Origin of the sequence: Microbacterium proteolyticum (genome assembly GCF_029639405.1) — a bacterium.
GTDB lineage: Bacteria > Actinomycetota > Actinomycetes > Actinomycetales > Microbacteriaceae > Microbacterium.
This window is the reverse complement of the sequence record NZ_CP121274.1, coordinates 3,791,871-3,817,259: the sequence shown is the minus strand read 5'-3', so window position 1 is coordinate 3,817,259 and position 25,389 is coordinate 3,791,871. Positions and strand designations below refer to the sequence as shown.

Genomic DNA, 25,389 nt, shown 5'->3' with positions numbered 1-25,389 from the left:
GGAACGGCTTCGGTGCTTCAGCCGAAAGGAGGCGCACCATGCACATCACGTCAATCTACGAAGAGCACTACCTCGGAGAGACCTACCGGACAGGGGTCGCCTACCTGAGGGCGCGGAGCGAGGAAGACGACCGGGCACCCCGCCGGGTCGGCGACTACTCGCTCGCCCGGCAACGAGAGTTCATCGCCAAAGCCGCCAGAGCTAACGGGGTGATCATCGTCGCCGAGTACATCGAGTACGCCGACTACGAGGGGTACCGGCCCGCCTTCACCAGCGCCGTGACCTTCATGTCGGAAACCGGAGTCCCAGACCTCTTCGTCGCCCGTGAAGAGTACCTGGCCCGGCGGGCAGGCGACTTCCGGCTGTTCATGACGCTGCTCAAGGACAGCCAGATCACGCTCATCCCCGCTATCGACCGGAGGAGGCAACACTAACCGTCACCGTGTGGGGCCAGACACGCAGCCAGCTGCCTGGCCCCACACCTACCGCACCATCAATCCGGATGTTGGCTTCGCTGAGTTTTCCCCAGGTCAGCGATGACAATTTCACAACGCAAAACATCTCGACTTAAGAGGTGAAGTGAGCGTAAATCAAGGAGCTAAGTCCGCCCGAACCAAGGGCAGAAAGGAGGACAACATGACCCAACAACAAGCGGCTCGACGCCGCACCTCATTCTCCGGATGGGAGAGCCTGCTGGGGCTGGACGGCTCTGCGCCATCGACCGTCGACCAGGCAGTTGATGGGCAGGCGGTCGTCTACCTCCGGGTCTCAGACCCTCGCCAGATGCTGACGGCGATCGACATCGATGCCGACGGCAACTCCATCGCCACCCAACGCGAAGCCTGCGTTCTACGCGCCAAGCGCGCAAAGGCTCCCATCGCCGCGGAGTTTGTCGAGCCGGGGAACTCGGCGCAGTCCATCGCGAAGCGCCCCGTGTTTCGCGAGATGCTGCACTACATCGAGGAGCACCCGGAGGTCAGCTACCTCGTGATCTACATGCGATCCCGGGCGTTCCGCAACCTTGCCGACGCAGCGATCACAAAGCGCATCCTCGCCAGCATGGGCGTCAAGCTCATCTCAGCGAAGGAGGATTTCGGCGAGGGCTACATGGCCGACGCCATGGAAGCCGTCACCGACATCATGAACGAAGTCCAGGTCCGTCAGAGCGGGGAGGACATCAGACAGAAGATGCGCCACAAGGCGGTCAACGGCGGGACGATCGGGCGCGCCAAGCTCGGATACATCAATGATCGGAAGGAGTTCGACGGGCGTCTCGTCAACACGATCAGCCTTGACGAAGAACGAGCTCCGCTCATTCGGTTCGCGTTCGAGCAGTACGCATCCGACCGGTACTCGGTATGGCAACTGGCCAACCTCTTGGGCGACATGGGCCTGACCAGTCGAGGCCCGCGGGACCAGCCAACGCGTGCGGTGTCGACCAGCGCGCTCGCGAAGATTCTCCGGGACCGCTATTACACCGGCATGCTGCCCTACAAAGGTGAGCTGTACGAGGGGCGCCACCCCGCTCTTGTTTCGCAGGAAACCTTTCAGGCTTGCCAAGTGATTCTGGATCGTCGGAATCGCCGCGGTGACCGCGACTTCATTCACTTCCACTACTTGAAGGGGCTGCTGTACTGCGGACTCTGCAAGGCCGAGGGCCGCACTCGTCGGCTCGTCTACACCCAGAGTCAGGGCAACGGGGGAGTGTACGAGTATTGGGTCTGTTCGGGAAAGACTCGCGACCACTGCCACCTTCCCTCCCTACGACTGGAAGCCATCGAAGAGGCGGTCGCTCAGGAGGTCAAGCGCGAAGGGCTGACGGTCGATGAGATCGCGGTGATGCGCGCGCAGCTGCAGGAAACCGCTGATGAGATGCAGGCGCATGATCGGCAGGTGAAAGCGTCGCTGCGGTCAGAGCTTCGCAAGCTCGAAGGCCAGGAGGAGCGTCTAATCGAACTCGCCACAGAGGGTAGTGTCTCCACCCCCAAGCTTCGGGAGAAACTGAACGACATCACGATGAAGAAGCGTGTCATCGAAGAGAAGCTCACGCACACGATTGAGCGTCTTGCGGCTGGAGCGGAGAGAGCCGGTGCTCAACTTGACCTGCTCGAACGCATCGGAACCGTCTACGAAAGCGCCGGGGAGAACGTGCGGCGTGACCTGATTGCTGGACTCTTCAACCGGTTCACTGTCTTCATCGACGAAGAGGGCATTCCCGCGCTCGATGGTGAGCGAACCGTCATCAACGAAGCGGTCCATGTGCTTAATCGTCGTAACAGCACGCGCAGCACATCGACCAAGACGAAGAGAGCCTCCCGCGATTCCGCGGAAGGCTCTCTTCTATCGTCCCTTCAGGCGACTTTTTCGTCCGAAGGTTGGAACATCCATGACATGGTCGGGGTGACAGGATTTGAACCTGCGGCCTCGTCGTCCCGAACGACGCGCGCTACCAAGCTGCGCCACACCCCGTGGCCAACCCTGTAAGTCTACCCCGTTCGCGGCCGTGCTTCGAACCGGGGCGTCGGGCGGGCGCGTCGCCGGGACTTCCTCGCCCGCCCGACACCGGTGTCCCCGTCTCAGGCGCAGGCGGCCCCTCGACGACGTGCCACGACGAGGGCTGCGATCCCGGCGGCCAGAGCAGCGGCGGCGACGGTTCCGCTCGCGGCCAGGCCCGTGGGGCTCAGCCCCGTCATCGCGAGGGACGCGGCCGGAGGTGTCAGCGGGGGCGGTGGGGCGACCGCCGGGGTCGCCGTGGGAGCCGGGGAGGGGGCGGACGGAGGAGGGGCGACCAGCTGCTGGGTCTGTGCCGGTGTGGCGAACCGCTCGACCCAGGCGAAACGTCCGGGAAGATGGGGGACCGTCGCGGCATCCTGATCCGCGCGTTCGATGCGCCACACGGCCGTGTAGACGCCCGGCCCGGGGAGCGGGTCGTCGGTGGTGGCGGTGTAGGTCCCGGCACCCCGGGTCGGATCGGTGGTCAGCTCGAGGTGGCCGATGGGCTGCAGGCCGCCGGGGACCTCGGGGGACTCGGCGGGGAAGGCCCCGGTCCGGTAGAGGTCGGCGCGCGCGCGGATCGTCACGAACGTGCCATCGGCCCGCCGGGGCCAGACGCCCTCTCCGGAGGAGAACAGCACCTCGTCGACGAACCGGCCGTCCTCTAGGCGCGCGTGCGTCTGGATGCGCGGCGAGAAGCGCACGGGGCGCGCCGCCGCGTCCTCCGCGGTGAGGTCGAAGCGCACCGGGGCGGCGGGGCCGGCCGACTCCTGCTGCCCGGGGGTGGTGAAGTAGCGGATGGCGGCCGCGCGCACGGTGAAGGCGCCGCGTGCGCGCACCGTGTAGGGGCGCCCGTCGGAGTTCGCGGGCGGGGAGGCGAGGATCGGGTACGACGTGCCCGGAGTCACCGCGGTGCGATCGGCCGACCCGGTGTCGGCGAAGACCGCTCCGTCGAGGTGGACACCGCCGGTGGCATCCGGGTCGACGTCCGCGGTGACGGTTCCGCGCGTCGGATCGTCGTCGTCGACCGTCAGCAGGAGGGCTCCGCCCACGCGCGGGACCCGGATCGTCGCCGCCTCGGCGAGGTACCGTTCGGCGCGATCCTGCACGGCGGCACTGTTCTCCGGGCTGGCGCGGCGCATGATGCCGTCGATCGCCTCGCGCAGCGAGTCGCCCTCGTACCCCCACGAGTGCAGTGTCGTGTCACGGTCGACGATCGCCTTCACCGCCCAGCCGACGCCGGCGGCCTGCACCGGGTCGTCGGTCTGCCCGTAGGTCGTCACGAGGTGGTTGATCGACACGAGCTGTTGCGGGGTGAGACCGTTCACGTCGGATGTCTCGCCATTGTCGGTGGTCGTCCCCGTCGCCACGGGGAGCCCGGGGTGGATGCAGTACGTGTGGACGTCGCCGACCCGCATGGACCCGTGCCAAACCGGTCCACGACAGCGGAGCCCACGTGCCGAACCCCGTTCCCTGTTCGGCGGCGTGGGCGGGCGCGGTGGCGAGGACGGGAACGGTCGCGACGGCGATCAGAGCGAGGGTGAGCGCGGTGCGCAGAAGACGGCGGCGCGGGGGAGGAGGGTGATGCATCGAGTGTCCCTTCGGTCGAGGAGACTCGATCATGCGATCCGGGCGCGTTCGCGCGACGTGCGAAAGGGCCGATCCGTGGATGGATCGACCCTTTCGGCGACGGGGGAGAAGGCGTCAGCGCGGCAGCAGCGTGAGCAGCGTGGCCTCGGGCCGACAGGCGAACCGCACCGGTGCGTAGATGGAGTGCCCGAGCCCGGCGCTGACGTTCAGGGGAACGGTCCGGCCGCCGTGCGACCACTCGCTGAGCCCGCGCGCCTGGTCGAGCGGAAGGTCGCAGTTCGAGACGAGCGCTTTCCGACTGAAGGGGACGCGTACCTGGCCCCCGTGCGTGTGGCCGGCCAGCAGCACGTCGGCGCCGAGATCGACGAAGCGGTCGAGCGTCCGTCGGTAGGGGGCGTGCATCACGCCGAGGGTCAGATCGGCGGCATCCAGGGTCGACAGGACCGGCGGGATGAGCTCGGGCTTGTCCCAGTTGCGGTGGGCGTCGTCGACCCCGAACGCGGTGAGGCGAAGACCCTTCACGTCGAAGGACACGGCGGTGTCGTCGAGGATGCTCCAACCGAGGTCGTCGGTGAAGAAGCGATCGAGCGCGTCGATGTCGAGGTGCTTGTGGTCGGGCACGCTCCCCGAGGGCCCCGTGAAGTACCGCAGCGGATTGCGCGGAGCGGGCTCCTGGTAGTCGTTCGACCCGTGGACCACCAGGCCGGGCACGCCGCGCAGCGGGGCGAAAGCGGTGCGGATGCCGCTGAGCCCGTCGCGGTGGCCGAGGTTGTCGCCGGTGTTCACGACGAGGTCGGGCGCGAGCTCGACGAGCCGTGCCATCCACTCCTGCTTGCGATGCTGCCAGGGAGCCATGTGCGCGTCGGAGACGTGCAGGACGCGTAGGGCATCCGCGCCCTTGGGGAGCACGCGCAGCGCGTGGTAGCGGACGGTGAACAGATAGCGCTCGACGCCCATGCCCCAGACCGCGGCGCCGACAGCGGCCGCCCCCGCGACCCCGAGGGGCGCGAGGGCGGCCGTCGCGACGGGACGCGTCACTGGCACTTCTTCTTCACGACGTCGAGCACGATCGCGGTGCTCTTGTTCGCCGAGGTGCCGCCGGCGGGGTTCGTGGCCGTGACACGACCCTCGTCGGGTGCCCCGCTGTCGTCCTTGCAGCTCACCGACAGGTTGTTGTACCCGGCCGACTTCAGGGCGGACTGGGCCGCGTTGAGGTTCTGGCCGGAGACGTCCGGCACCGTTCCGCCCTGGCCGTTGCCGGGGCTGATGGTGATCGACGCGCCCGCGGGAGCGGAACCGCTCGGGCTCTGCGCGGCCACGCGGTCGCCGCCGAACTCCGCGTCGACCGGGTCGCCCACGGTCACGGAGAAGCCGGCGCTCTGCAACGTCGACCGGGCCTCGTCGATGCTGCGCCCGACGACGTTCGGCACGTCCTTGGTCACCGTGCGCAAGAGGTTCTGCGCGGGGTCGGGGAACCGGTCTCCGCCGTAGAACTCGTCGGCCGCGCTCTGCACCTGGCGAGCGACCGCGTAGCGCATGTCGCTCATCTGGTACCCGTTGGCGTACTTCCGGAACAGCGTCTCCCTGCCACCGTCCCAGTTGCCGACCCAGACGGCCGTCGTGACGTTGGTGGACGACTCGATCATCCACGTCTCGTGGGCCTCGTGCGTACCGGTCTTGCCCAGCACAGGAGTGCCGTCCTGGGGGTTGGCGGTCTGGCCCGTGCCGCCGCTGCTCATGACGCCCTGCAGGGCGTAGGCGGCGGTGGCGGCGACCTCGGCGGTCAGCACGGTCTCGCAGGTGCGATCGGGGATCGGACGCTCCGCGCCGTCGGCATCCGTCACCTTGTCGATCAGCTTCGGCTGGCAGTGCGACCCGCCGTTGGCGACCGTGGCGAAGGCGCCGGCCATGGCCAGGGGCGAGACGTTGTCGCTACCGATGACCTCGTTGGCGTTCTCCATCGTGATCGGCTTGCCGTCGCCGGTGGTGCCGACGCCCATCTTCTTCGCGACGTTGGCGATGTCGCAGAGGTCGAGCTGCGCGGCCATCGCCAGGTAGCCGGTGTTCAACGACTCCTTCGTGAAGCGCAGGGGTGTGCCGTAGTAACCCGGATTCTGATCGAAGTTCTCGATCTGGTACCGGTCGGTGTTGACCCAGGGACCCGTGCACGAGTTCTTCATGTTCGGCACGGGCTGGAGACGCCCGTTCAACTGTGCGTTGAGGGAGTTCCCCTTCTCGAGCCAGTCGACCAGGGTGAAGATCTTGAAGGTCGATCCGGCGTTGAAGCCGATGGAGCCGCCGAGCTCGCTGTTGCCGGCGAACACGATCGAGCTGTAGGACGGATCGTTCTCCGACTGCGTCGGATCCTCCGGGAACTTCGTGTTCTGCGCGACAGCCAGAACGCGCCCGGTCTTCGCTTCGAGGCTGAGCGCGGTCGACCCGAGCTTCAGCCTGTCGTCACTGGACGGCACGACGTTGTTCATGGCGTTCTGCGCCGCCTCCTGCATCCGCAGGTCGAGCGTCGTCTGGATGGTGAGTCCGTCCTGACGCAATGCCTGGACACGATCGTCGTCCTCGGCGCCGAAGGCGGGGTCGCTCAGGATCGTGGCCACGACGAGCTGGCAGAAGTAGGGCGCCGCCGACACCGCGCACCCCTGAGAGGTCGACGTGAGGTTCGGGGTGATCGGCTCGAGCGCGTACTGGACGAACTGCTCGTGCGTGATCTTGCCGTCGTCCTCCATGCGGCTGAGGACGTACAGCTGACGCCCCTTCGTCTCGCTGTACCCGTCGGCCGCGGCGACCAGCTGCTCCTGCGTGATCTCACCGTTGTCGCGCAGCGTGTAGAGCGCCTGGATGGTGCTCTGCTCCACGTCGTCGATCGAGCCGTCGGCCGCCTTGTTGTACGCGATGCCGTCGGCATCCACGATCGAGCCGTCGGACAGGTCGATGCGGAAACGGTTGGGGTTCTGCACCATGCCGGCGAGGACCGCGGCCTGACCGATGTTGAGGTCGGCGGCCGAGACGTTGAAGTACCGCTTGGCGGCGGCGTCGATGCCGTACGTCACGCCACCGAAGTTGGCGATGTTCAGGTAGCCGAGGAGGATCTCGTCCTTCGTGTACTGCTTCTCGAGCTGCACCGCGTAGCGCATCTCCTGCAGCTTGCGCTGGTAGCCCTCGACGCCGTCGGCCTGGATCGCCTCGAGCGCGCACTCCTGCAGCGCCTCGTCGCGCGTCTTCGCGGGGATGGCGGGGGTGGTGTCGGTCGCCTCGACGGCGTCGGTGGCCTTGGCGCTGCGCTCGCATCGCTGCACGAGCACGTTCTTCACGTACTGCTGGCTGATCGAGGACCCGCCCTGCGTCGCGCCGCCGGCCGCGTTGCTGAGGAGCGCGCGCGTCGTGCCGATGAGGTCGACGCCGCCGTGCTGGTAGTAGCGGGGGTCTTCCGACGAGAGGATCGCGTCGTACATGACCGGGTTGACCTGGTCGAAGGTCACCGGCGAACGGTTCTGGTCGTAGAACTTCGCGAGCACCTGGTCGCCGGCCATGAGCGTCGTCGGCAGCATGAGCTTGTCGGGCTGGAGGTAGCTCGGCATGTTGTCGAAGATCGTGATCGCGCTCGACGCCGCCAGGCCCGAAACGGCGATCGCCGGGGTGACGGCCGCGGTCACGAGGAGGCCGGCGGCTGCGCTCAGGCCGACGAGACCGACGATGCCCCCGAGGGCGCCGCTGGCCGTACGTTTGTTCTCAGGCATAGGCTTGATGCTAAGCGACGTTGCTGGGCGATGCCTTGAAGGCGTGCGCTCGCGCGCGTACGCGTCCACCCTCTCGCTCGACCGCCGAGCCGACCCGCCGGGAGCCCCGATGACCACGTGGGAATACCTCACCACGCCGCTGCTGATCCACAACACCGCCGCCATCCTCAATAACTGGGGCAAGCAGGGGTGGGAGCTCGTCCAGGTCGTGACCGGCCCCGAGGGCGGCCTCGTGGCGTACTTCAAGCGTCCCGTGGGCGGCGGGGAGGCCAACGCCGGCCTCGGTGCCGCCGCCACCGCCGCTCGCCAGTTCGAGGGCCAGCAGTGAGCGTCTCGGAGCGCCTGGCGGCGCTCGGTGTCGAGGTGCCCGGTGTCGTCCCGCCCGTCGCGGCCTACATCCCGGCGAAGCGTCACGGCGACCTCGTGTACACCTCCGGCCAGCTTCCGATGGTGCAGGGCGCGCTCCCCGCGACCGGCAAGGTCGGCGAGGGCGACGGACTCGTGTCTCCCGCGGATGCCAAGACCTACGCGCGGCAGAGCGCGCTCAACGCCCTCGCCGCGGCCGCGTCGCTCGTCGGCGGCGTCGACAACCTCACCGGTGTCCTGAAGATCACGGGCTTCGTGGCATCCGTGCCCGAGTTCACCGGTCAGCCGGGCGTCATCAACGGGGCGAGCGAGTTCCTCGGCGAGGTGTTCGGCGACGCCGGTGCGCACGCCCGCTCCGCGGTCGGCGTCCCGGTGCTTCCGCTGGACAGCCCGGTCGAGGTCGAGGTCGTCTTCACCGTCGCCTGACCGCCGTCAGCGCGTCGCGACGCTGCCGAACAGGCGGGCGATCGGGGCGAGGACCACAGGTCTCGCGGCGAGCCACGCGGCGGCGATCACCGCGATCGACGCCGCGAACAGCACCACTCCGAGCCAGCCGTCACCGTCCTGCGCGGCGTACATGTGGTTCAGGTTGCGGCGCGCACCCGTGGCGAGCACGAGTCCGACGTGCACCACGGTGAACGCGACGAAGAACAGCATGACGGGGTAGTGGACGGCGCGCGCCCACTCGACCGGATAGGCACGGGTGAGGCGGGTCGCGTTGCGCGGCCAGACCCCCGACATGCGGACCCCGGTGGCGATCGCGAGCGGGGCCGCGACGAAGACGATCGTGAAGTACGCCAGCTGCTGCAGGGCGTTGTAGTTCAGCCATCCGTTCTCCGTGGGCCAGTCGAGCGACGCGTACTGCGCGGCCGCGCTGAGGGCGTTCGGGATCACCTCCCACGACGTCGGGACGATCCGCATCCATTGCCCGGTCGCGAACAGCAGCACGAGGAACAGGACGCCGTTCGCGATCCAGAGCACGTCGAGCGCCTGATGGAACCACAGGGTGAGGCTGATCTTCCGTTTCGGATCGCGGCGCGGTGACCAGAATGCGGACGGCCGCTTCTGGTGTCGCACCTGGAGACCCGAGCGCACGATCAGCACGAGGAAGAACGCGTTGAGGAAGTGCTGCCACCCGAGCCATGCGGGAAGGCCGACGGGGGCGGCGGCGGGAAGCGGGTACTCGCCCGGATAGGCGGTGAGGAACGCGACGCCTGCCGGTGTGCTCAGGAGCCAGCGGGTCAGCAGCACGACCATCCCCGCGGCGAACCCCAGACCGACGGCCGCCACGAGAACGATCCCGGTTCGCCGGGGAGCCGCGACGTCGCGCGTGCGCTCGCGTCCGATGCGCTCGGCCCGCAGGGCGATCCACCGCTCCGACGACGCCGTCGGGAAGACGCTCTGTCGGCCTCGCAGCGGCGGGCGTGGGGAAGCGGATGCCACGGAACCGGTGGATGCCGTGGCCGTGCTGCTCGGCACGGGCGCGGGCGCGGGCGCGGCCGTGGAAGCGGCGGCGGGGCGCGCGGGAGCGACGGCGGGTGGCGCGGAGGCCGGTGGCCACGGCTCGCCGCCGGACACGCGGGGGAGCCCTCGCCGAAGGCCCGGGGCCGCAGTCTCGGCGGACGCGGGCGCGACGACGGTGGGCGTGACGGGGAGGACCTCATCCGTCGTCGGGGGCCGCGACGGCGCGCCCTCCTGCGGACTCCCCGGCCGACTCTCCGCGGAGGCCCCGTCCGTGACGGCGGATCGGGCGAGAACTCCGCCGGAAGGATCGGCGCCGTCGCCCGCCGGCGGCCACGGCTCCCCGCCCGGCACGCGAGGGAGCCCTCGGCGCAGGACGCCGTTCATGAGCGCTTCGCTTCCAGCGCGGCGATCGCCTGGGGCACCACGGTGAAGACGTCGCCGACGATGCCGAGGTCGGCGATGGCGAAGATCGGCGCCTCGGGGTCCTTGTTGATCGCGACGATCGTCTGCGCCGTCTGCATGCCCGCCCGGTGCTGGATCGCGCCGCTGATCCCGAGCGCGACGTACAGCCGCGGCGACACCGAGACCCCGGTCTGACCGACCTGGGCCGCGGCGGCGACGTAGCCGGCATCCACCGCCGCGCGCGACGCGCCCACGGCGGCTCCCAGTGCGTCGGCGAGCTGCTCGACGAGCGCGAACCCCTCGACCGAGCCGAGGCCGCGCCCGCCCGACACGACGGCGGCGGCCCCCCGCAGTTCGGGACGGGTCGACGTCGCGACGACCGGCTCAGCGTGCTCGACACGGGCGGCGGGAAGGCCCGAAGGGGTCACGGCGAGCGTCTCGACGGGGGCGTCCGGCACCGCCTCCGCGCGCGCGTCGATCGCCCCGGGGCGGACGGTCACGACGAGCGGTCCGAGAGTCGAGCCGGATGTCACGTCGAATCCGCCGCCGAAGACCGAGTGCCGGGCGAGGACGCCGAGGTCGTCGCGGTCGAGGCCCACGGCATCCATCGCGAGGGGTAGACGGCGACGGGCGGCGAAGCGTCCCGCGACGTCGCGTCCGTCGACCGTGTGCGGGAGGAGCACGGCGGCGGGGGAGAGCTGCGCGAACGCCGCGTCGAGGGCGTCGACGACGGGGCCGCTCAGGGCCGTGGGGTCGTCGGGTGCGACGAGGACGCGTTCGGCACCCGCGGCGCGGGCGTCGTCCGCGAGCGCCCGGGTGTCGCCGTCGGCGACGATGAGCGCGACGGCGGAGCCGATGCCGCGCGCCGCGCCGAGCAGGCCGGCGGCGGTCTTCGCGAGCCCGCCGCCCGGGGCGGTCTCGAGCAGGACCAGGATCGTGTCGGTCATCGTCGCCTCCTCACGCCAGCCGGTTCTCGAGGAGGAACGCCGCGAGCCGTTCCCCGGCGTCGCCCTCGTCGACGAGCGTGGTCCCGGCGGAGCGCGGGGGCCGCGCGGCGACCGACGTGAGGATCGACCACGGCGCCCGCGCCGGATCCGCGTCGACCCCGAGGTCGGCGAGCGAGAGCGTCTCGAACGGCTTCTTCTTCGCCGCCAGGATGCCTTTGAACGTGGGGAATCGGCCATCGGGCAGCGCCTCGGTGATCGAGATCACGGCAGGCAGCGGCGCGGACACCCGCGCGGTGGCGGCCTCGGTGGTCCGGGTGCCCGACACCGTGGCATCCCCAATCTCGACGTCCGAGAGCGACGTGGCGTGCGGCACGCGCAGGTGCTCGGCGAGCATGGCGGGGAGCACCCCGCCCGCGCCATCGGTGGAGAGGTTCCCGGCGACGACGAGATCGAAGCCGACGCGCGACAGCGTGGCCGCCAGCACCTCGGCGGTGAGCGCGACGTCCGCTCCGCGCAGGGCGTCGTCCACGACGTGGACCGCGGAGTGGGCCCCCATCGCGAGCGCTTTGCGCAGCGTGGCCGTGGCGGCCTCGGGCGCCATCGAGACGGCGACGACCTCGGCATCCGGATGCCCGTCGGCGAAGGCCAGGGCGACCTCGAGGGCGCGCTCGTCGATCTCGTCGAGGACGTGATCGCTCTCGTCGCGCCGCGCGAGCCCCGTTTCGAGGTCGAGTCTGCGCTCGCCCCACGTGTCGGGCACATCTTTCACCAGGACCACGATCTTCATCGATCTCTCCTCGTCCGATCCCGCCGCGTCGCGGGATCCGTGTCATGGCCCCGGGTGCGGGGCCGACCTCACCGCCCCGGGTCGGGGCGGCGGAGTCACTGCGCTTCTTCGTCGCGCTCGGCGGCCTCCCGCTCCGCGTCGCTGGCGATGTATCCGTCGATGTGCCGCTCGTCGACGCCGTTGTAGGCCGAGAGCGGGCGGATGAGGGCGTTGGATGCCGCCTGCTCGATGATGTGCGCCGTCCAGCCCGTCACGCGCGCGGCGACGAACAGCGGCGTGAAGGTCGGGGTGTCGAAACCGATCAGGTGGTACGCGGGCCCCGACGGGTAGTCGAGGTTGGGGTAGATGCCCTTGCGGCCGACGAACTCCGTCTCGAGGGCGTCGTACAGCGCGGCGAGGTCGTCGGCGCCGTAGTGCGCGACGAGCGTGTCGAACGCCGCCTTCATCGTGGGGACGCGCGAGTCGCCCTTCTTGTACACGCGGTGGCCGAAGCCCATGATCTTGCGCTTCTCGGCGAGGGCGGTGTCCAACCACGGACCCACGTTCTCGGCCGAGCCGATCTCGTCGAGGATGTGCATCACGGCCTCGTTGGCTCCGCCGTGCAGGGCGCCCTTGAGCGCCCCGATCGCCCCGACGACCGCGGAGTACAGGTCGGCCGTGGTCGAGGTGATCACGCGCGCCGTGAAGGTCGAGGCGTTGAACGAGTGCTCGGCGTACAGCACCATCGACACCGCGAACGCGCGGGCGACGACCTCGTCGGCCTCCTCGCCGAAGGTCATCCAAAGAAAGTTGCGCGCGTAGTCGAGATCGGCGCGGGGCTCGACGAGCGCCTCGCCGCGGCGGCGACGCTGGTCGTACGCGACGATCGCGGGGATCTTCGCGAACAGCAGTTTCGCCTTCGCGAGGTCGGAGGCCACGGAGTTGTCGGCCACGTCGGCCGCGGGGGCGAGCGCGCCGATCACCGACACCGCCGTGCGGGCGACGTCCATGGGGTGGGCGTCGAGCGGGAGCAGATCGATCGTGGTGCGGACGGCAGCATCCAGGTCGCGGTGGGAACGCTCGAACTCCTCGAACTCCCGCAGCTCCTCCGCGGTGGGGAGGTCGCCGTTCCACAGCAGAAGCGCGACGGCCTCGAACGACTGCGTCGCGGCGAGCTCCTGCACCGGATATCCGCGGTAGAGGAGGCTGTTGGTCTCGGGGTTGACCTTGCTGACGGCGGTGTAGTCCACCGTCACCCCGGCCAGACCCTTCTTGATCTCTGCGTCGCTCATGCTCACTCCTTCGTGGCTCGGCTGTCGGCGACCGTGAAGTCGAACACGTTCGCGTCGAAGCGCGAGTAGTGCTCGTAGTCGATCAGGTCGTAGAGGTCGGCGCGGTGCTGCATCTCACCGAGCTGGTCGCGAAGGTGACCCTCGGATGCCAGGGCGTCGAGGCCCCGGCCCGCGGCCCCCATCGCCAGGCGCAGGAGCGACACGGGCCAGATGACCATGTTCACGCCGGCGCCCTGCAGCTGCGCGGTGGAGAAGAGCTCGGACTTCCCGAACTCCGTCATGTTCGCCAGGATCGGCACGTCCAGCGCCGCGCGCATGGCCTCGAACTCGCCGAGGTCGCGCATCGCCTCGGGGAACACCGCGTCGGCGCCGGCGTCGACCAGGGCCTTCGCGCGGTCGATCGCGGCAGGGAGGCCCTCGACGGCCCGGACGTCGGTGCGGGCCATGATCAGGAAGTCCGGGTCGCGTCGGGCGTCGACGGCCGCGCGGATGCGCTTGATCGCGGTGTCGGCATCCACGACACTCTTGCCGTCGAGGTGGCCGCAGCGCTTCGGGTTGACCTGGTCCTCGATGTGGGTGCCGGCGAGGCCCGCATCCTCCAGCGTCTGGATCGTGCGGGCGACGTTCATCGGCTCGCCGAAGCCGGTGTCGGCGTCGATGATCGCGGGCAGCTCCGTCATGCGCGCGATCTGCTGTCCGCGGCCGGCGACCTCGGTGAGGGTCGTGAGCCCGATGTCGGGCAGCCCCAGGTCGGCCGAGATGACCGCGCCTGAGATGTACACGCCGTCGAACCCCTTGCGCTCGATCAGCCGCGCCGAGAGGGGGTTGAAGGCGCCCGGCATCCGGACAAGCTCCCCGGATGCCAGCTTCTCGCGCAGCGCGCGCCGCTTCTGCTGAGGGGTGGTCTGGGCGTACAGCATCAGAACAAGCCCTTCGGCGCCGGCGCGAGGGCCAGGACTCCCGGCTTCGCGACGATCGTGAGCTGCAGCACCTCGTCGGCGGTGAGCTCGGGCAGGCGCTGGGCCAGGGCGAGGAACCGCTCGATCTCGTCGGCGGTGAGCACCGGCTCTGCGAGCAGGCGGAACTTGCGCACGTAGTCCTCGCGGGCGAAGGGGCGGGCGCCGAGCGGGTGGGCATCGGCGACGGCGATCTCGTCCTCGACCACGGACCCGTCGGTCAGCGTGATGACCACACGACCGCCGAACGCCTTCTCGTTCGGATCCTCGGAGTGGTAGCGGCGCGTCCACTCGGCATCCTCGGCCGTGGTGATCTTGTGCCACAGGGCGACGGTGTCGGAGCGGCCCGCGCGCTCGGGCGCGTACGAGTCGACGTGGTGCCACGCGCCGTCCTGCAGGGCGACGGTGAAGATGTACGGGATCGAGTGGTCGAGCGTCTCGCGCGAGGCGGTGGGATCGTACTTCTGCGGGTCGCCCGAGCCCGAGCCGATCACGTAGTGCGTGTGGTGGCTCGTGTGCAGGACGATGGATGCCACGTTCGCGGGGTCGCGCAACTCGGGACGCTCGGTTCCGAGGCGGCGGGCGAGGTCGATCCACGCCTGGGCCTGGTACTCGGCCGAGTGCTCCTTCGTGTACGAGTCGAGGATGGCGCGCTTGGACTCGCCCTCGGCGGGGAGCGGCACGTCGTAGGTGGCGTCCGGTCCGCCCAGCATCCACGCGACGACGCCGTCCTCGCCTTCGTAGATGGGGGAGGGGCTGGTCTCGCCGCGCATCGCGCGGTCGACGGCTTCGACGGCCATCTTCCCGGCGAAGGCGGGTGCGTGCGCCTTCCACGTGGAGATCTCGCCCTTGCGCGACTGGCGGGTGGCAGTGGTGGTGTGGAGCGCCTGACCGATCGCCTGGTAGATCGTCTCCTGGTCGAGGTCGAGCAGGGTGCCGATGCCGGCGGCGGCGGAGGGGCCGAGGTGGGCGACGTGGTCGATCTTGTGCTTGTGCAGCGAGATGGCGCGCACGAGGTCGATCTGCACCTCGTAGGCCGTCGCGAGGGCGCGGACGACCGCCGCGCCGTCGCGGCCGGTGTGCTGGGCGACCGCCACCACGGGCGGGATGTTGTCGCCCGGGTGCGAGTAGTCGGCGGCGAGGAAGGTGTCGTGGTAGTCGAGCTCGCGGACCGCGACGCCGTTGGCCCACGCGGCCCACTCGGGGCTGGAGCGACGCTCGAGGGCGCAGCCGAACACGGTCCCGCCGACCCCGCCGATCGAGACGGCGTGGTCGAGCGCCTGCTGCCGCGCGGCGCTCACCGGACGCCGCGTGAGCGAGGCGGCCGCGACGGCGGCGTTGTCGATGACGCGGTTGATGATCATGTCCACGACGTCGTCGTCGACCGCGACCGGGTCGACGGCGATGCGCGCCAGGGCCCACGCCAGCTGCCCCTCGCGCGCGAGGTTCTCGTCGCTGCGGTGGACGCGGAGGTGGTGGGTGATCGTCATGCGAGGGCCTTTCGATGGGGCGAGGGGGCGGCGTCGTCGAGGGACTCGAGGATGCTGGTGAGGGCGTTGTGCAGGTGCACGTGGGTGGCGTGGGCCGCGAGGTCGGCGTCGCCCGCGGCGATCGCGGCGGCGATCAGCCGGTGCTCCGACACCGAGGCGGCGAGCCGCTCGGGCTGGTAGCGGGCGAGACGTCGCACGCGGACGAGGTGGGTGCGGACGGAGCGCAGCGCCGAAGCGAGGTAGTCGTTGGCCGCCGCCTCGTCGAGCGCGGCGTCGAAGTCCGCGATGAGGCGGTAATAGTCGTCGCGTGCGGCCTCGCCGTCGAGATGGGCGGCGTCGAAGGCGGCCGTCAGGGCCGCGAACTCGGCGGCGCGGGGGGAGGCGGCCGCGAGCCGTGCCGCGGCCTCTTCGAGCGCCCGCCGGACGACGAACAGCGCGCGGATGTCGTCGCCGTCGACCGCGGTGACGACGGTGATGCGCGGAGAGGTCTGGGCGACGAGCCCGTCTGCGGTGAGCCGGGCGAGCGCCGCGCGGAGGGGGGTGCGGCTGACGCCGAGGCGGGCGGACTGCTCGACCTCGCCCAGGACGGTGCCGGGGGCGAGCACGCCGGTCTGGATCTCCTCGAGGAGCGCGGAGTAGGCGCGGTCGCTGGCGCGCATAGCATCCCTCCCCGGCGTCGATTCCCCTCAGTGTATACAAAAACGAGTCGAAGAGGGCGCCCGGGCCCGTCACTTGCGTTCTTGGTATACACCGTGTGATCGCGCAAAGAAGGATCGTGGATGCCGAGGGGCCCGGCATCCACGATCCTTCCGCGTCACTTCACCTGGGCGCTGATGACGCTCATGACCGCCGTGTCGGCGAGCGTCGTGGTGTCGCCGACCTCGCGGCCCTCGGCGACGTCGCGGAGGAGACGCCGCATGATCTTGCCGGATCGGGTCTTGGGCAGTTCGCCGACGATGTAGACGTCGCGCGGGCGGGCGATCGGGCCGATCTGCTCTCCGACCCAGCGACGCAGCTCGTCGCCGAGGCCGTCGACGCCGTTCTTCTTCATGTAGCGGCTCTTGATGATGACGAACGCGACGACGGCCTGTCCGGTGGTCTCGTCCGACGCTCCGACCACCGCGGCCTCGGCGACGCCCTCGTGTCCGACGAGAGCCGATTCGATCTCGGCCGTGGAGAGGCGGTGGCCCGAGACGTTCATGACGTCGTCGACACGGCCGAGCAGCCACACATCGCCGTCGTCGTCGAGGCGCGCGCCGTCGCCGGCGAAGTAGTAGCCCTTGTCGGCGAACTTCTGCCAGTACGTCTCGACGAAGCGGTCGGGGTCGCCCCAGATGCCCCGCAGCATCGACGGCCAGGGCTCGGTGATGACGAGCAGGCCGCCGTTGCCGTGGCCGACGGGCGCGCCGGCGTCGTCGACGACGTCGATCGAGATGCCGGGGAGCGGCACCTGCGCCGAGCCGGGCTTGGTCTCGGTGACCCCGGGGAGGGCGGAGATCATGATCGCGCCGGTCTCGGTCTGCCACCACGTGTCGACGATCGGCGCGCGGTCGGCGCCGATGATGTCGCGGTACCAGATCCACGCCTCGGGGTTGATGGGTTCGCCGACCGAGCCGAGCAGCCGCAGCGACGACAGGTCGAAGCTCTGCGGTACGTCGCGGCCGATCTTCATGAACGACCGGATCGCGGTGGGCGCGGTGTAGAAGACGGTGACGCCGTGGTTCTGGATGAGCTCCCACCAGCGGCCCGGGTGCGGGGTGTCGGGGGTGCCCTCGAAGAGGAGCTGCGTCGCGCCGTTGGCGAGCGGGCCGTAGGCGACGTAGGTGTGGCCGGTGATCCAACCGATGTCGGCGGTGCACCAGTAGACGTCGGTCTCGGGGTGCACGTCGTGGACGACCCGATTCGTGAACGCCGCCTGGGTGAGGTAGCCGCCGGACGTGTGCAGGATGCCCTTCGGCTTCCCCGTGGTGCCGGAGGTGTAGAGGATGAACAGCGGGTTCTCGGCGGGAAATGCCTCGGCCTCGTGCTCGCCGGAGGCCTGCGGCACGACGTCGTGCCACCAGATGTCGCGGTCGTCCGTCCACTCGACGTCGTTCTTCCCGCGCCGGACGACCAGCACGTGCTCCACGGTCTCCTGGATGCCGGATCCGTTACGGTCGGCGAGGGCTTGGTCGACCGCGGGCTTGAGGGGCGAGACCTTGCCCTTGCGCCAGCCGCCGTCGGCGGTGATGACGAGCTTGGCTCCGGCGTCGTCGATGCGGGAGCGGAGGCTGTCGGCCGAGAATCCGCCGAAGACGACCGAGTGCACGGCGCCGATGCGGGCGACCGCGAGCATGGAGGCGATGGCCTCCGGGATCATCGGCAGGTAGATCGCCACGCGGTCGCCGCGCTCGATCCCCAGGTCGATGAGGACGTTCGAGAGGCGCTTGACCTCGTCGGTGAGTTCGGCGTAGGTGACGTCGCGCCGGTCGCCGGGCTCGCCCTCCCACCGCAGCGCGATGCGGTCGCCGTTGCCGGCCTCGACGTGACGGTCGAGGCAGTTGTACGCGACGTTCAGCTCGCCGTCGGCGAACCACTCGGCGAACGGCGGGTTCGACCAGTCGAGCACGGTCGTGAACGGGGTGTGCCAGTGGAGCTCGCGCGCCTGATCCGCCCAGAACCCCTCGCGGTCGGCGGCGGCGCGCTCGTACAGACTCGCGTCGCCCACGGCGTTCGCGGCGAACTCCGCCGAGGGGGCGAAACGGCGGGTCTCGTTGAGGAGATGATCGATCTGGCTGCTCATCTGGCGCTCCTTCGCGGTCGAGGCACGGCGCGTCCTCGCGCCACGGTCACGCTATCCCTCCGCCGCGAAGGGCGGTTACCTCCGATAGTTGGCATCCGACGAAAACGGCCCAGCTGATATATCACTCGCTTTTCGAGCCATTCGGTTCCTTCCGGGGCGCGAGACGGTTAGTCTTGTCCCTGCCCGAACATCGCTTCCGGCAGCGCGTCGGGGGGAGCCCCCCAATTTTTCCCCGGCGCGTGGCGGCATCCCTCGCCCCCCATTGACGGGATGCCGCCCCCTCTTTTTTCCGGGCCCGTTTCGACGGGCCGTCGGTTCCTCCCCAGGCCGCGAAGTCGCGGACCTCTCCACGGATGAGTCCATCGGCACCGCGCCGGGACGCGCGGTCTTCCTACCGTCGTCGGTGTGATCTCCCCGCTCCTGTTCCCCGTTCCGGAATCCGCCACCCCGCCGCATTCCCCGCTCGCCGGGATGCCGTCGGCCTGGGCCGACCCGGGACTGGCCTTCCTCCGTCCGTTCCTCGACGACCCCGCCGTCAGCGACGTGTTCGTGAACGGCGAGGACGGCCTCTTCATCGACCGGGGGCGCGGAGCCGAACGCGTGCCGTCGTGGCGGGCGAGCGAATCCGAGGTGCGCCGGCTCGCCGTGCGGTTGATCGCGCTCGGGGGTCGTCATCTCGACGATGCCTCTCCCTGCGTCGACGTCCGGCTCGAACGGGGAGTGAGGGTGCACGCGGTCCTCGCGCCGGTGGCCGTGCGCGGGACGGCGATCTCGATCCGGGTTCCGCGGTGGGACGCCCCCGACCTCGAGGCGCTGGATGCGACGGGGATGTTCCCGCCGGGTGTCCGCGCGCAGCTCGAGGCGATGGTGGATGAACGCTCGAACGTCCTCATCGCGGGAGCGACCGGGGCGGGCAATACCACATGGCATCTCTGACTCCACTAGACACCGCGTCGGCGACCCGCGACAGCCCCATTTGAGCGTTTGGCGTCGAAAACTAAAGCAATGTGGTAGATTTTGGGCATCCGGATGAAGGGAGCCTATTGTGACGATCGACGAGGGGCGCGCGTGGGCGCTGCGAACGCTGGGAGCCGACGGTGTGCTGGTGCGAGAGCAGATCTCGTCCATCATCCGTGACTGCCACGAGAAGATGGCGAATGCGCAGGCGGAAGCCGAGATGAAGCACACCGGCGTGTACGGGCAGATCTGGCGGAAGTGCCTGGACGAGTTCGTCACTGTGCTCGGCCGCCTGCCCTCGGCCGAGATCGTTCCGCGTCGGGGCTACAAGCTGGTCTCGTTCAACGGGGTGATCCTGTTCCCGTGGCGGTTCGCACGGGAGCGGTCCACGGACATCGGGTCGCGCCCGTTCGCCGTGTCGGACACGCGGGTCTCCCTCTTCGGTGAGGAGCGTGAGTCGTCCCAGCAGCTGGACATCGAGTTCGAGCACCCCGAGTTGACCGAGGAAGAACGGGAGCTACTCGACACCGAGAGCAAGGCGCTAGAGGAGGCGCTGTCGACGCATTCCCGCGTGGTCGTCGTGCCGTACGCGAGCAACCCGTTCGCGCTCTACAGCGTCAACTGGGGCGAGGCGACCTTGGGTGGGGACGGGTATCTCACCTTTGCATCGATGGAGTCGCTGCTTGAGGTGGGCACGGGCTCGCTGGTGGATGTGGACCTGACGGACGAGTCGTTCTCCGACGGGCCGATCCCGCGCCCGGATCTGGGGGTGAAGGGCGACGAGGTGGACGGAGAGGCTGATGGACGACCGTGACACCCTGTTCTCGCTCCTCGGATCAGCCGACCGTCCCGATCTTGATGCCGTCGCTGATGCGTTCGATCCGGCCCGTCTGACACAGGCACGTTTCGCAGCCGGCCTGTCGAAGGCGAGACTGGCCGAGCTTGTCGGGGTCACGCCTGCGGCGATCGGTCAGTACGAGTCGCGGGTGGTTACGCCGCGTCGTGACTTGCTGCCGGTGCTCGCGCGTGAGCTCGATGTTCCCGTGGACTACTTCGCGACGGGTCGGCCGATCGGCCGTGTCGACGGTTCCGAGGCGCATTTCCGTAGCCTGCGCTCGACCACTGCACGGGATCGGTCCAAGGCGATCGCGTTCATTGAGCAGGTCTGGGAGCTGACGTTCGCGCTGGAGAAGAAGGTTCGGTTCCCCGAGGTCGACTTGCCCGCGGTGGATCGACAGCAAGCAGATCCCGTTTCCGCGGCGCGGGCGCTTCGCCAGCATTGGGGCCTGGGCGTGAAGCCGGTCAAGCATCTGGTGGCTTTGACGGAGTCGCATGGGATCGTCGTGAGCCTGCTGACGCTGGCGAATGCCGATGTGGCCCGGGTGGGTGCGTTTTCGACGTCTCGGTTGGCTCGCCCGGTCATCGTGGTGACGCCCGAGCGTGCGAAGTCGGTGTTCGTCTATCGGTTCACGGTTGCCCACGAGTTGGGGCACCTGCTGTTGCATGGCGAGGCTGTGCCGGGCGATCAGCAACAGGAGCGTGAAGCCGATCAGTTCGCTGCTGAGTTTCTGACGCCACGTTCCCAGATCGTGAACTTGCTGCCGCGGACGGTGAATCTTTCCCGGCTCGATGAGCTCTCGCGACATTGGGGTGTGTCGGTGGATTCGCTGCTGCTGCGGATGAAGGAGACCGGTACGGTCTCCGACGCCTCGATCCGTCGGGGCTATCAGAAGCTGAACCAGCTGCGCAGCTCCTCACTGGATGCCTCCGAGCCGGTGAACGCGTACCCGGGTGAGATGCCATCGATGTTGGCCGAGGCTGCCCGGCTTGCCGATCAAATCGGCTTCGCCCAGATCGACCTCGCCCGCGAGCTGCGCTGGCACCCGGCACGGGTGCGCGAAGTCCTGGGTGTCGACGATCCCCGGCCGACGTTGAAGCTTGTCACCGATCCTTCACCCGGATAGATCAGCGCGCGGCTCGAGCGGACTAGTGCCGTCGAGGTCGGGGAGTAGGGCGCAAATGACCGCTCTCCGGAAGGGCAGCGACGTCGCCCAACGGTGGTGAAACTCGGCGGTCGCGAGACGGAGAACCCGGGCTTGGCGGTGCGCGGCGAAGCCGATCCCGCCGACGGTCAACACCCGGTCGAGCGGATCACGCATGGTCAGGTAGCCGTTGTGGTCGAGGCGACCGGCGCCGAAGCTGATGGCGAACGAAGCGAGGTCCTCGCGGGCAGTTCGTATAGTCTGCAGCAGCTCTTCCGGGGGTGGCACATGAGGGCGCCACGCGTGGCTGAACTGCTCCACGGCCGCGATGGTGATCTGCTCATCCATCTGGCAGGCATCAAGAGTTGGGCCGGGACATCGGGCGAGCGCAGTGCGGCAGCTGTAGATCCGTCGCCCGAATCGGGTCACCCCAGCAACCAGCCGCCGACCGCACCCTCGGCAGCGCAGGATGCCGCCCAGGAGGGTGGTTGAGGAGCGGCTTGCATCGCGCGGCGGGAGGAGTAGTCCTAGCTGGACGAGCGTCGATTCATCGTCGGAGATGAGCTGGTCCCAGATGGCAACGATGAGGTTCGCGGTCGGGCGATGAAAGCGCCGGTGGTGGAGTCGGTCGCTGGTGAGGATCTCGCTGACGGTTGTCCCATTCCACTTTCCGCCTCGTGGGGCGGGCACACCGTCTCGGGTCAGTTCGTGGGCGATCGCGGTGGGGGAGAGCCCGATGAGGTAGTCGTCGACGATTTGCCGCACGATCCCGGCCTGGAACGGCTCGAGCGCGCCGTTGTGCTGGTAACCGTAGTGGCTTCCGCCGTGTAGCAGCCCGCGTCCGGCACGTTGCTGCTGGGCTCGGGCGACGCGAGCTCCCCGGTGGGCGGACTCGTAGTTCGCGAACGCGACGAGCTGCCGCGCGAACAGTCGCCCTTCGTGTCGGTTCAGGTCGAACGAGCCGCCCTGGACCGCCTCGATCCGCACTTGGCTGGTGTCGAGCAGATCGAGGAGCTGCTCGAGCTCGTTCGGGCGTCGGTAGAGCCGATCCAGATGCCACACGACCACCGTCGCCGGCGCAACCGCGATCCGCTGCAGCAGTTGCTGGTAGCCGGGGCGGGTTCGTTCTCCGTAGGCGGAGACCGCTTCGTCGACGAACTCGACGGTGCGGATGTAGCCGAGGCGGGCGGCGAGGGCGGTGCAATCGTCGCGCTGTTGCTGTATGGACGCGTGCTCGCTGGTGCGGTTGGCGGAGATTCGTAGGTAGATCAGGGCGGTGTCGGGCTGGATGGCAGGCTCCGGCGCCGCCGCGCACTCCTGGTCGCCACTCCGCTGTGGGGCATGAGGGTGCGCAGCGGCGCGAGGTCAGGACGCGTAGGTGATGCGGATTCGGGCAGGGTCGAAGCCGCGACCCGGGCGGCCGGGGGCGATGGTGAGCTTGCGGATCAGCGTCGTGATCACCGCGCGTCGATCGGCCACGTTCAGGCGCCGCCACCAGGATTCCAGCCCGGCAGGATCGCCGATCGGCACCGTTAGCAGCCCGACGGCGCCGGCCGCGGCGAGCTGCCGGTGCGCCGCCTGCAGCGCCTCCTCGGCTGCCCGTTGCCCGGACATACGTTCCCTTGGGGTGATGAGCCCCGCGGCGCTGTCCTGCTCAAGCAGTGCGATCCGCTGGTTGGTCTCCACGATCTGTTCCACCAGGGCACTGATCGGCGAGGTGTCGGAGGCAGGCCGGGGCCGCCCGAGCCGGTGGAGGATGCCCCTGGTGACCTCGTCGTCAAGCAATGGGGCGCTGATGCTCAGACCGCCCCGTTCCGGATGGGAAGGGTCCTTCTGGCAGACGTATCGGAGGGTTGGGTTCGCGCCGGGGGCGGATGTGTGGCCGGCGATTGTCAGGCCTGCACCGCACTTACCGCACCGTGCGATCCCGCCCAACAGGCTCGGCCGCGCCGTCGTGGTGCGCCGCCGGGCCGGGTCGGCGAGGATCGCACGAATCCGCGCCGTCTCTTCCGGGGTGATGATCCGCTCCCAATCACCAGGACCGAGGATTTCCCGCCCGCCGGCGGGATCCGCGCGGGTGCCGGGGGAGTACGCGCGCTGCCCGGAGATGCGCGCAGAGGCCAGCACGCTGCGCACCGTGTACGGGTGCCACAGCCCCGACGTGTCGCTCCCGGCGCGCAGCGGAGGGATCTGTGAGCGGTTCAGCCAGGCGGTGATCGATCGGATCGACTCGCCGGCGAGGAAGCGGTCGGCCATCTGCCGGATCACCGCGGCCTGCTCCGCGATGAGCACCCCGCCCGGCCCGTAGCCGTAGCGGGCCGGCCCGTGCCAGCGGCCCTGCTCCGCCAGTCGCTGGTTCGCGCGCTTGACCCGGTCGGACTTGTGCCCGGACTCGTAGGCGGCGATCGCGACGAGCTGCCTGGCCATCAGCCGGCCCTCGCTCGTGTTCAGATCGAACCCGCCGCCCTGCACCGACTCGATCCGCACCGGATGGTGCTCGACCAGGTCGATGAGGCCCTCCAGCTCGCGCGGCTGCCGGTAGAGGCGATCGACATGCCACACCACGATGTGGGTGACACCGCCCTCCACCTGCGCGATGAGGGCGTCATAGCCGGGGCGCCGGCCCCCGTCGAACGCCGAGACGTCGTTGTCGATGAATACCGGCGGATCATCGAAACCTAACCGCGCCGCCAAGGCCAGGCAGTCCTCCTGCTGGCGCAGCACCCCGGCACGCACCCCGGCGCGATCCTGCGAGATCCGTAGATACACCGCCGCAGCGGCCCGTTCGGCCCTGTCCAGGTTCAAGTCGTTCACGTGATCATGAGTCCGGTGCCCCGGTCTCCACCCCGATGACGATACTGCGGCCAGCGTCGAGAGCGTTTTGGACGACGGATACAAGGTCCTCGGTTGCCGTTCCGCGTGTCCCGATAAGTCCCGTGCTGACCAGCGCAGCGAAGGATGTGTTGCCCAGAGATCTCGCCTTGAGTGGTCCTTCTACGATGCGGGCGGCGCCTCTTTCGCCGTGCATGGACGCCATGAGCGATTGGACATAGTCGGTGGGCACGTAGCTGCCTGGCATCAGCTTGAGATCGTTTACGTCGAATGCCGCATTTCGGCGGCAGAACTTGAAGTAGGTGACGGGTGCGCCCAGCCGGTAGTTCAAGTGGTTCGACGAGTCGAATGCGGCCTGCTGATGGATCGACTCCACTGCAACGAGCCGCTGGCGCTCGAGTTCGAATTGTTGGTCGGGGTAGTAGACCCACTCGGCGGTGCGGTGCTCCATCATCTTGTACTGGACGAGCACGAACGATTCGTTCGAGTGGTTGTAGTAGATGAGATCGGCGCCGGTTGCCTTTTCGATCGGACCTTTGTTTGCGTTCACTACAGTCAGCGTCCGCTGCCCGCTATGAAAGGTCATCGCCGCTGCGTGCTCTGTCTCGAGGCCAACCCAGTCCAGGAAGTTCCGGGCGTCCTTATCGATCACTTGGTCTTCAAGCTGATGAGCATCCGCAAGCCGGGCGAGAAAGGGGGCCGAGGAGGTCTCCCGCGACATGTATCGCAGGCCCCCTCGAAGATTGGTGCTGCCTCCGAAAATCTCCGTGGCGACCATCACAGCGTCGCGTTCCTGGAGAAGTATGCGCCCTTCTGCAGCGCTTGGGGGCGTGAAGGGACGAACGGAATCAGACAAGAACCTCAGCCTCGCGCGGGTGGGCTCCGCGATTCGAAGAAGTCCGTCCCAAACCAGCTGCGAGGTTTTCGGCGACAGGAGTCGACCGTCGAGCCCCTCCTCGAAGACGCGCTTCTGGTCTGTCGTGAGATCGATCTCTGCGCGCAATTCCTCGACATCGAGCAAGAAGTCGAACATGATCAGCGGATCGAATGCATACCGTGTCTGCACGGTAGTGGCGCGACCCGCGGGTCGCATAACGCCGGCACCGACGATGTACACCCCAGGGGACGGGGCGGCGCCCCCGTCGGAGTACTCCATCGCATCGGAGTCAGCGAGCACGATGCATAGCCGCACGCTGCCGGCACCAGGAACTTCATCCCGACGCAGGGCGACGGTCATGCGTTCCGATAACTGAGCCCGTCGGTGGAACGCATCCAGCTCGGCGCCGTCCGCGACGCGATAAAGGACGACGTTCATGGC

At 69.0% G+C, this 25,389-nt stretch carries 22 protein-coding genes, 1 tRNA gene and 1 pseudogene; 7 read left to right on the top strand and 17 right to left on the bottom strand.

What is annotated here, in order from left to right:
• Positions 1-38: 38 nt before the first annotated feature.
• Together P8R59_RS19090 and P8R59_RS19270 are read left to right on the top strand one after the other, a co-directional pair.
• The gene (locus tag P8R59_RS19090) at positions 39-434 is read left to right on the top strand and encodes a recombinase family protein (protein ID WP_278102289.1); all 396 of its coding nucleotides are present in this window, start codon (positions 39-41) and stop codon (positions 432-434) included.
• Between the two features lie 202 nt (positions 435-636).
• A pseudogene (locus P8R59_RS19270) lies at positions 637-1,746 on the top strand (recombinase family protein); the annotation flags it as partial.
• A gap of 15 nt (positions 1,747-1,761) precedes the next feature.
• On the opposite strand, the gene P8R59_RS19080 reads toward P8R59_RS19270, so the two are convergent.
• The 6 genes from P8R59_RS19080 to P8R59_RS19055 form a co-directional block, all read right to left on the bottom strand.
• Positions 1,762-1,884 (bottom strand): hypothetical protein, encoded by a 123-nt coding sequence (locus P8R59_RS19080; RefSeq protein ID WP_278102287.1) that lies wholly within the window; start codon positions 1,882-1,884, stop codon positions 1,762-1,764.
• Positions 1,885-1,947: 63 nt separating this feature from the next.
• Positions 1,948-2,259 (bottom strand): hypothetical protein, encoded by a 312-nt coding sequence (locus P8R59_RS19075; protein WP_278102286.1) that lies wholly within the window; start codon positions 2,257-2,259, stop codon positions 1,948-1,950.
• A gap of 133 nt (positions 2,260-2,392) precedes the next feature.
• Positions 2,393-2,469 (bottom strand) — tRNA-Pro (locus tag P8R59_RS19070).
• A 107-nt stretch (positions 2,470-2,576) separates the two neighbouring features.
• Positions 2,577-3,911: a hypothetical protein gene (locus tag P8R59_RS19065; RefSeq protein ID WP_278102285.1), complete on the bottom strand. Its 1,335-nt coding sequence runs from the start codon at positions 3,909-3,911 to the stop codon at positions 2,577-2,579.
• Positions 3,912-4,197: 286 nt separating this feature from the next.
• Entirely contained in the window at positions 4,198-5,121 is a 924-nt protein-coding gene (locus tag P8R59_RS19060) for a metallophosphoesterase (RefSeq protein ID WP_278102284.1), read from the bottom strand.
• Positions 5,118-7,835 (bottom strand): transglycosylase domain-containing protein, encoded by a 2,718-nt coding sequence (locus P8R59_RS19055; protein WP_278102283.1) that lies wholly within the window; start codon positions 7,833-7,835, stop codon positions 5,118-5,120. Before P8R59_RS19055 ends, P8R59_RS19060 begins: the two co-directional genes overlap by 4 nt.
• 109 nt (positions 7,836-7,944) lie before the next feature.
• On the opposite strand from P8R59_RS19055, the gene P8R59_RS19050 reads away from it, so the two are divergent.
• Positions 7,945-8,163 (top strand): hypothetical protein, encoded by a 219-nt coding sequence (locus P8R59_RS19050; RefSeq protein ID WP_026095616.1) that lies wholly within the window; start codon positions 7,945-7,947, stop codon positions 8,161-8,163.
• Positions 8,160-8,627 (top strand): RidA family protein, encoded by a 468-nt coding sequence (locus P8R59_RS19045; protein ID WP_077052145.1) that lies wholly within the window; start codon positions 8,160-8,162, stop codon positions 8,625-8,627. The genes P8R59_RS19050 and P8R59_RS19045 overlap by 4 nt, the downstream gene beginning before the upstream one ends.
• Positions 8,628-8,633: 6 nt before the next feature.
• Here P8R59_RS19045 and P8R59_RS19040 read toward each other — a convergent pair whose 3' ends face one another.
• The 8 genes from P8R59_RS19040 to acs form a co-directional block, all read right to left on the bottom strand.
• Positions 8,634-9,680, bottom strand: a complete 1,047-nt coding sequence (locus P8R59_RS19040; protein WP_278102282.1) for a cytochrome b/b6 domain-containing protein — start codon at positions 9,678-9,680, stop codon at positions 8,634-8,636.
• A gap of 365 nt (positions 9,681-10,045) precedes the next feature.
• A complete protein-coding gene (locus P8R59_RS19035; RefSeq protein ID WP_278102281.1) occupies positions 10,046-11,014 on the bottom strand; it encodes an electron transfer flavoprotein subunit alpha/FixB family protein in 969 nt (322 codons plus the stop codon).
• A 10-nt stretch (positions 11,015-11,024) separates the two neighbouring features.
• Positions 11,025-11,801, bottom strand: coding sequence for an electron transfer flavoprotein subunit beta/FixA family protein (locus P8R59_RS19030; RefSeq protein WP_278102280.1), 777 nt, complete (start codon positions 11,799-11,801; stop codon positions 11,025-11,027).
• A 95-nt stretch (positions 11,802-11,896) separates the two neighbouring features.
• Positions 11,897-13,072 (bottom strand): bifunctional 2-methylcitrate synthase/citrate synthase, encoded by a 1,176-nt coding sequence (locus P8R59_RS19025; RefSeq protein WP_278102279.1) that lies wholly within the window; start codon positions 13,070-13,072, stop codon positions 11,897-11,899.
• A 2-nt stretch (positions 13,073-13,074) separates the two neighbouring features.
• Positions 13,075-13,992: a methylisocitrate lyase gene (gene prpB / locus P8R59_RS19020; RefSeq protein ID WP_278102278.1), complete on the bottom strand. Its 918-nt coding sequence runs from the start codon at positions 13,990-13,992 to the stop codon at positions 13,075-13,077.
• Entirely contained in the window at positions 13,992-15,518 is a 1,527-nt protein-coding gene (locus tag P8R59_RS19015; protein ID WP_278102277.1) for an MmgE/PrpD family protein, read from the bottom strand. Before P8R59_RS19015 ends, prpB begins: the two co-directional genes overlap by 1 nt.
• Positions 15,515-16,177, bottom strand: coding sequence for a GntR family transcriptional regulator (locus P8R59_RS19010; protein ID WP_278102276.1), 663 nt, complete (start codon positions 16,175-16,177; stop codon positions 15,515-15,517). Before P8R59_RS19010 ends, P8R59_RS19015 begins: the two co-directional genes overlap by 4 nt.
• 155 nt (positions 16,178-16,332) lie before the next feature.
• Positions 16,333-18,300, bottom strand: a complete 1,968-nt coding sequence (gene acs, locus P8R59_RS19005; RefSeq protein WP_278102275.1) for an acetate--CoA ligase — start codon at positions 18,298-18,300, stop codon at positions 16,333-16,335.
• 405 nt (positions 18,301-18,705) lie between these two features.
• On the opposite strand from acs, the gene P8R59_RS19000 reads away from it, so the two are divergent.
• From P8R59_RS19000 to P8R59_RS18990, 3 genes are all read left to right on the top strand, one after another.
• Positions 18,706-19,236: an ATPase, T2SS/T4P/T4SS family gene (locus tag P8R59_RS19000; protein ID WP_278102274.1), complete on the top strand. Its 531-nt coding sequence runs from the start codon at positions 18,706-18,708 to the stop codon at positions 19,234-19,236.
• A gap of 109 nt (positions 19,237-19,345) precedes the next feature.
• Positions 19,346-20,071, top strand: a complete 726-nt coding sequence (locus P8R59_RS18995; protein ID WP_100345637.1) for a hypothetical protein — start codon at positions 19,346-19,348, stop codon at positions 20,069-20,071.
• Positions 20,058-21,221, top strand: a complete 1,164-nt coding sequence (locus tag P8R59_RS18990; protein ID WP_100345636.1) for a helix-turn-helix domain-containing protein — start codon at positions 20,058-20,060, stop codon at positions 21,219-21,221. The genes P8R59_RS18995 and P8R59_RS18990 overlap by 14 nt, the downstream gene beginning before the upstream one ends.
• On the opposite strand, the gene P8R59_RS18985 is transcribed toward P8R59_RS18990, so the two are convergent.
• The 3 genes from P8R59_RS18985 to P8R59_RS18975 form a co-directional block, all read right to left on the bottom strand.
• A complete protein-coding gene (locus P8R59_RS18985) occupies positions 21,210-22,463 on the bottom strand; it encodes a recombinase family protein (RefSeq protein ID WP_245861771.1) in 1,254 nt (417 codons plus the stop codon). The genes P8R59_RS18990 and P8R59_RS18985 overlap by 12 nt on opposite strands.
• Before the next feature lie 141 nt (positions 22,464-22,604).
• Positions 22,605-24,053, bottom strand: coding sequence for a recombinase family protein (locus P8R59_RS18980; RefSeq protein WP_157802982.1), 1,449 nt, complete (start codon positions 24,051-24,053; stop codon positions 22,605-22,607).
• Positions 24,054-24,057: 4 nt separating this feature from the next.
• Positions 24,058-25,386: a hypothetical protein gene (locus P8R59_RS18975; RefSeq protein WP_100345633.1), complete on the bottom strand. Its 1,329-nt coding sequence runs from the start codon at positions 25,384-25,386 to the stop codon at positions 24,058-24,060.
• Positions 25,387-25,389 lie beyond the last annotated feature (3 nt).

Excerpts from the sequence above, each read along its gene's own strand:
- P8R59_RS19055 (WP_278102283.1), bottom strand. The coding sequence starts at position 7,835 with ATGCCTGAGAACAAACGTACGGCCAGCGGCGCCCTCGGGGGCATCGTC.
- P8R59_RS19080 (WP_278102287.1), bottom strand. The coding sequence starts at position 1,884 with ATGCGCCTGCATCTCATCAGCGGTTTCCTGCAGCTGCGCGCGCATCAC.
- prpB (WP_278102278.1), bottom strand. The coding sequence starts at position 13,992 with ATGCTGTACGCCCAGACCACCCCTCAGCAGAAGCGGCGCGCGCTGCGC.
- P8R59_RS19050 (WP_026095616.1), top strand. The coding sequence starts at position 7,945 with ATGACCACGTGGGAATACCTCACCACGCCGCTGCTGATCCACAACACC.
- P8R59_RS19090 (WP_278102289.1), top strand. The coding sequence starts at position 39 with ATGCACATCACGTCAATCTACGAAGAGCACTACCTCGGAGAGACCTAC.
- acs (WP_278102275.1), bottom strand. The coding sequence starts at position 18,300 with ATGAGCAGCCAGATCGATCATCTCCTCAACGAGACCCGCCGTTTCGCC.
- P8R59_RS19015 (WP_278102277.1), bottom strand. The coding sequence starts at position 15,518 with ATGACGATCACCCACCACCTCCGCGTCCACCGCAGCGACGAGAACCTC.
- P8R59_RS19025 (WP_278102279.1), bottom strand. The coding sequence starts at position 13,072 with ATGAGCGACGCAGAGATCAAGAAGGGTCTGGCCGGGGTGACGGTGGAC.
- P8R59_RS19030 (WP_278102280.1), bottom strand. The coding sequence starts at position 11,801 with ATGAAGATCGTGGTCCTGGTGAAAGATGTGCCCGACACGTGGGGCGAG.
- P8R59_RS19010 (WP_278102276.1), bottom strand. The coding sequence starts at position 16,177 with ATGCGCGCCAGCGACCGCGCCTACTCCGCGCTCCTCGAGGAGATCCAG.
- P8R59_RS18975 (WP_100345633.1), bottom strand. The coding sequence starts at position 25,386 with ATGAACGTCGTCCTTTATCGCGTCGCGGACGGCGCCGAGCTGGATGCG.
- P8R59_RS19035 (WP_278102281.1), bottom strand. The coding sequence starts at position 11,014 with ATGACCGACACGATCCTGGTCCTGCTCGAGACCGCCCCGGGCGGCGGG.
- P8R59_RS18990 (WP_100345636.1), top strand. The coding sequence starts at position 20,058 with ATGGACGACCGTGACACCCTGTTCTCGCTCCTCGGATCAGCCGACCGT.
- P8R59_RS19065 (WP_278102285.1), bottom strand. The coding sequence starts at position 3,911 with ATGCGGGTCGGCGACGTCCACACGTACTGCATCCACCCCGGGCTCCCC.
- P8R59_RS19075 (WP_278102286.1), bottom strand. The coding sequence starts at position 2,259 with ATGGACCGCTTCGTTGATGACGGTTCGCTCACCATCGAGCGCGGGAAT.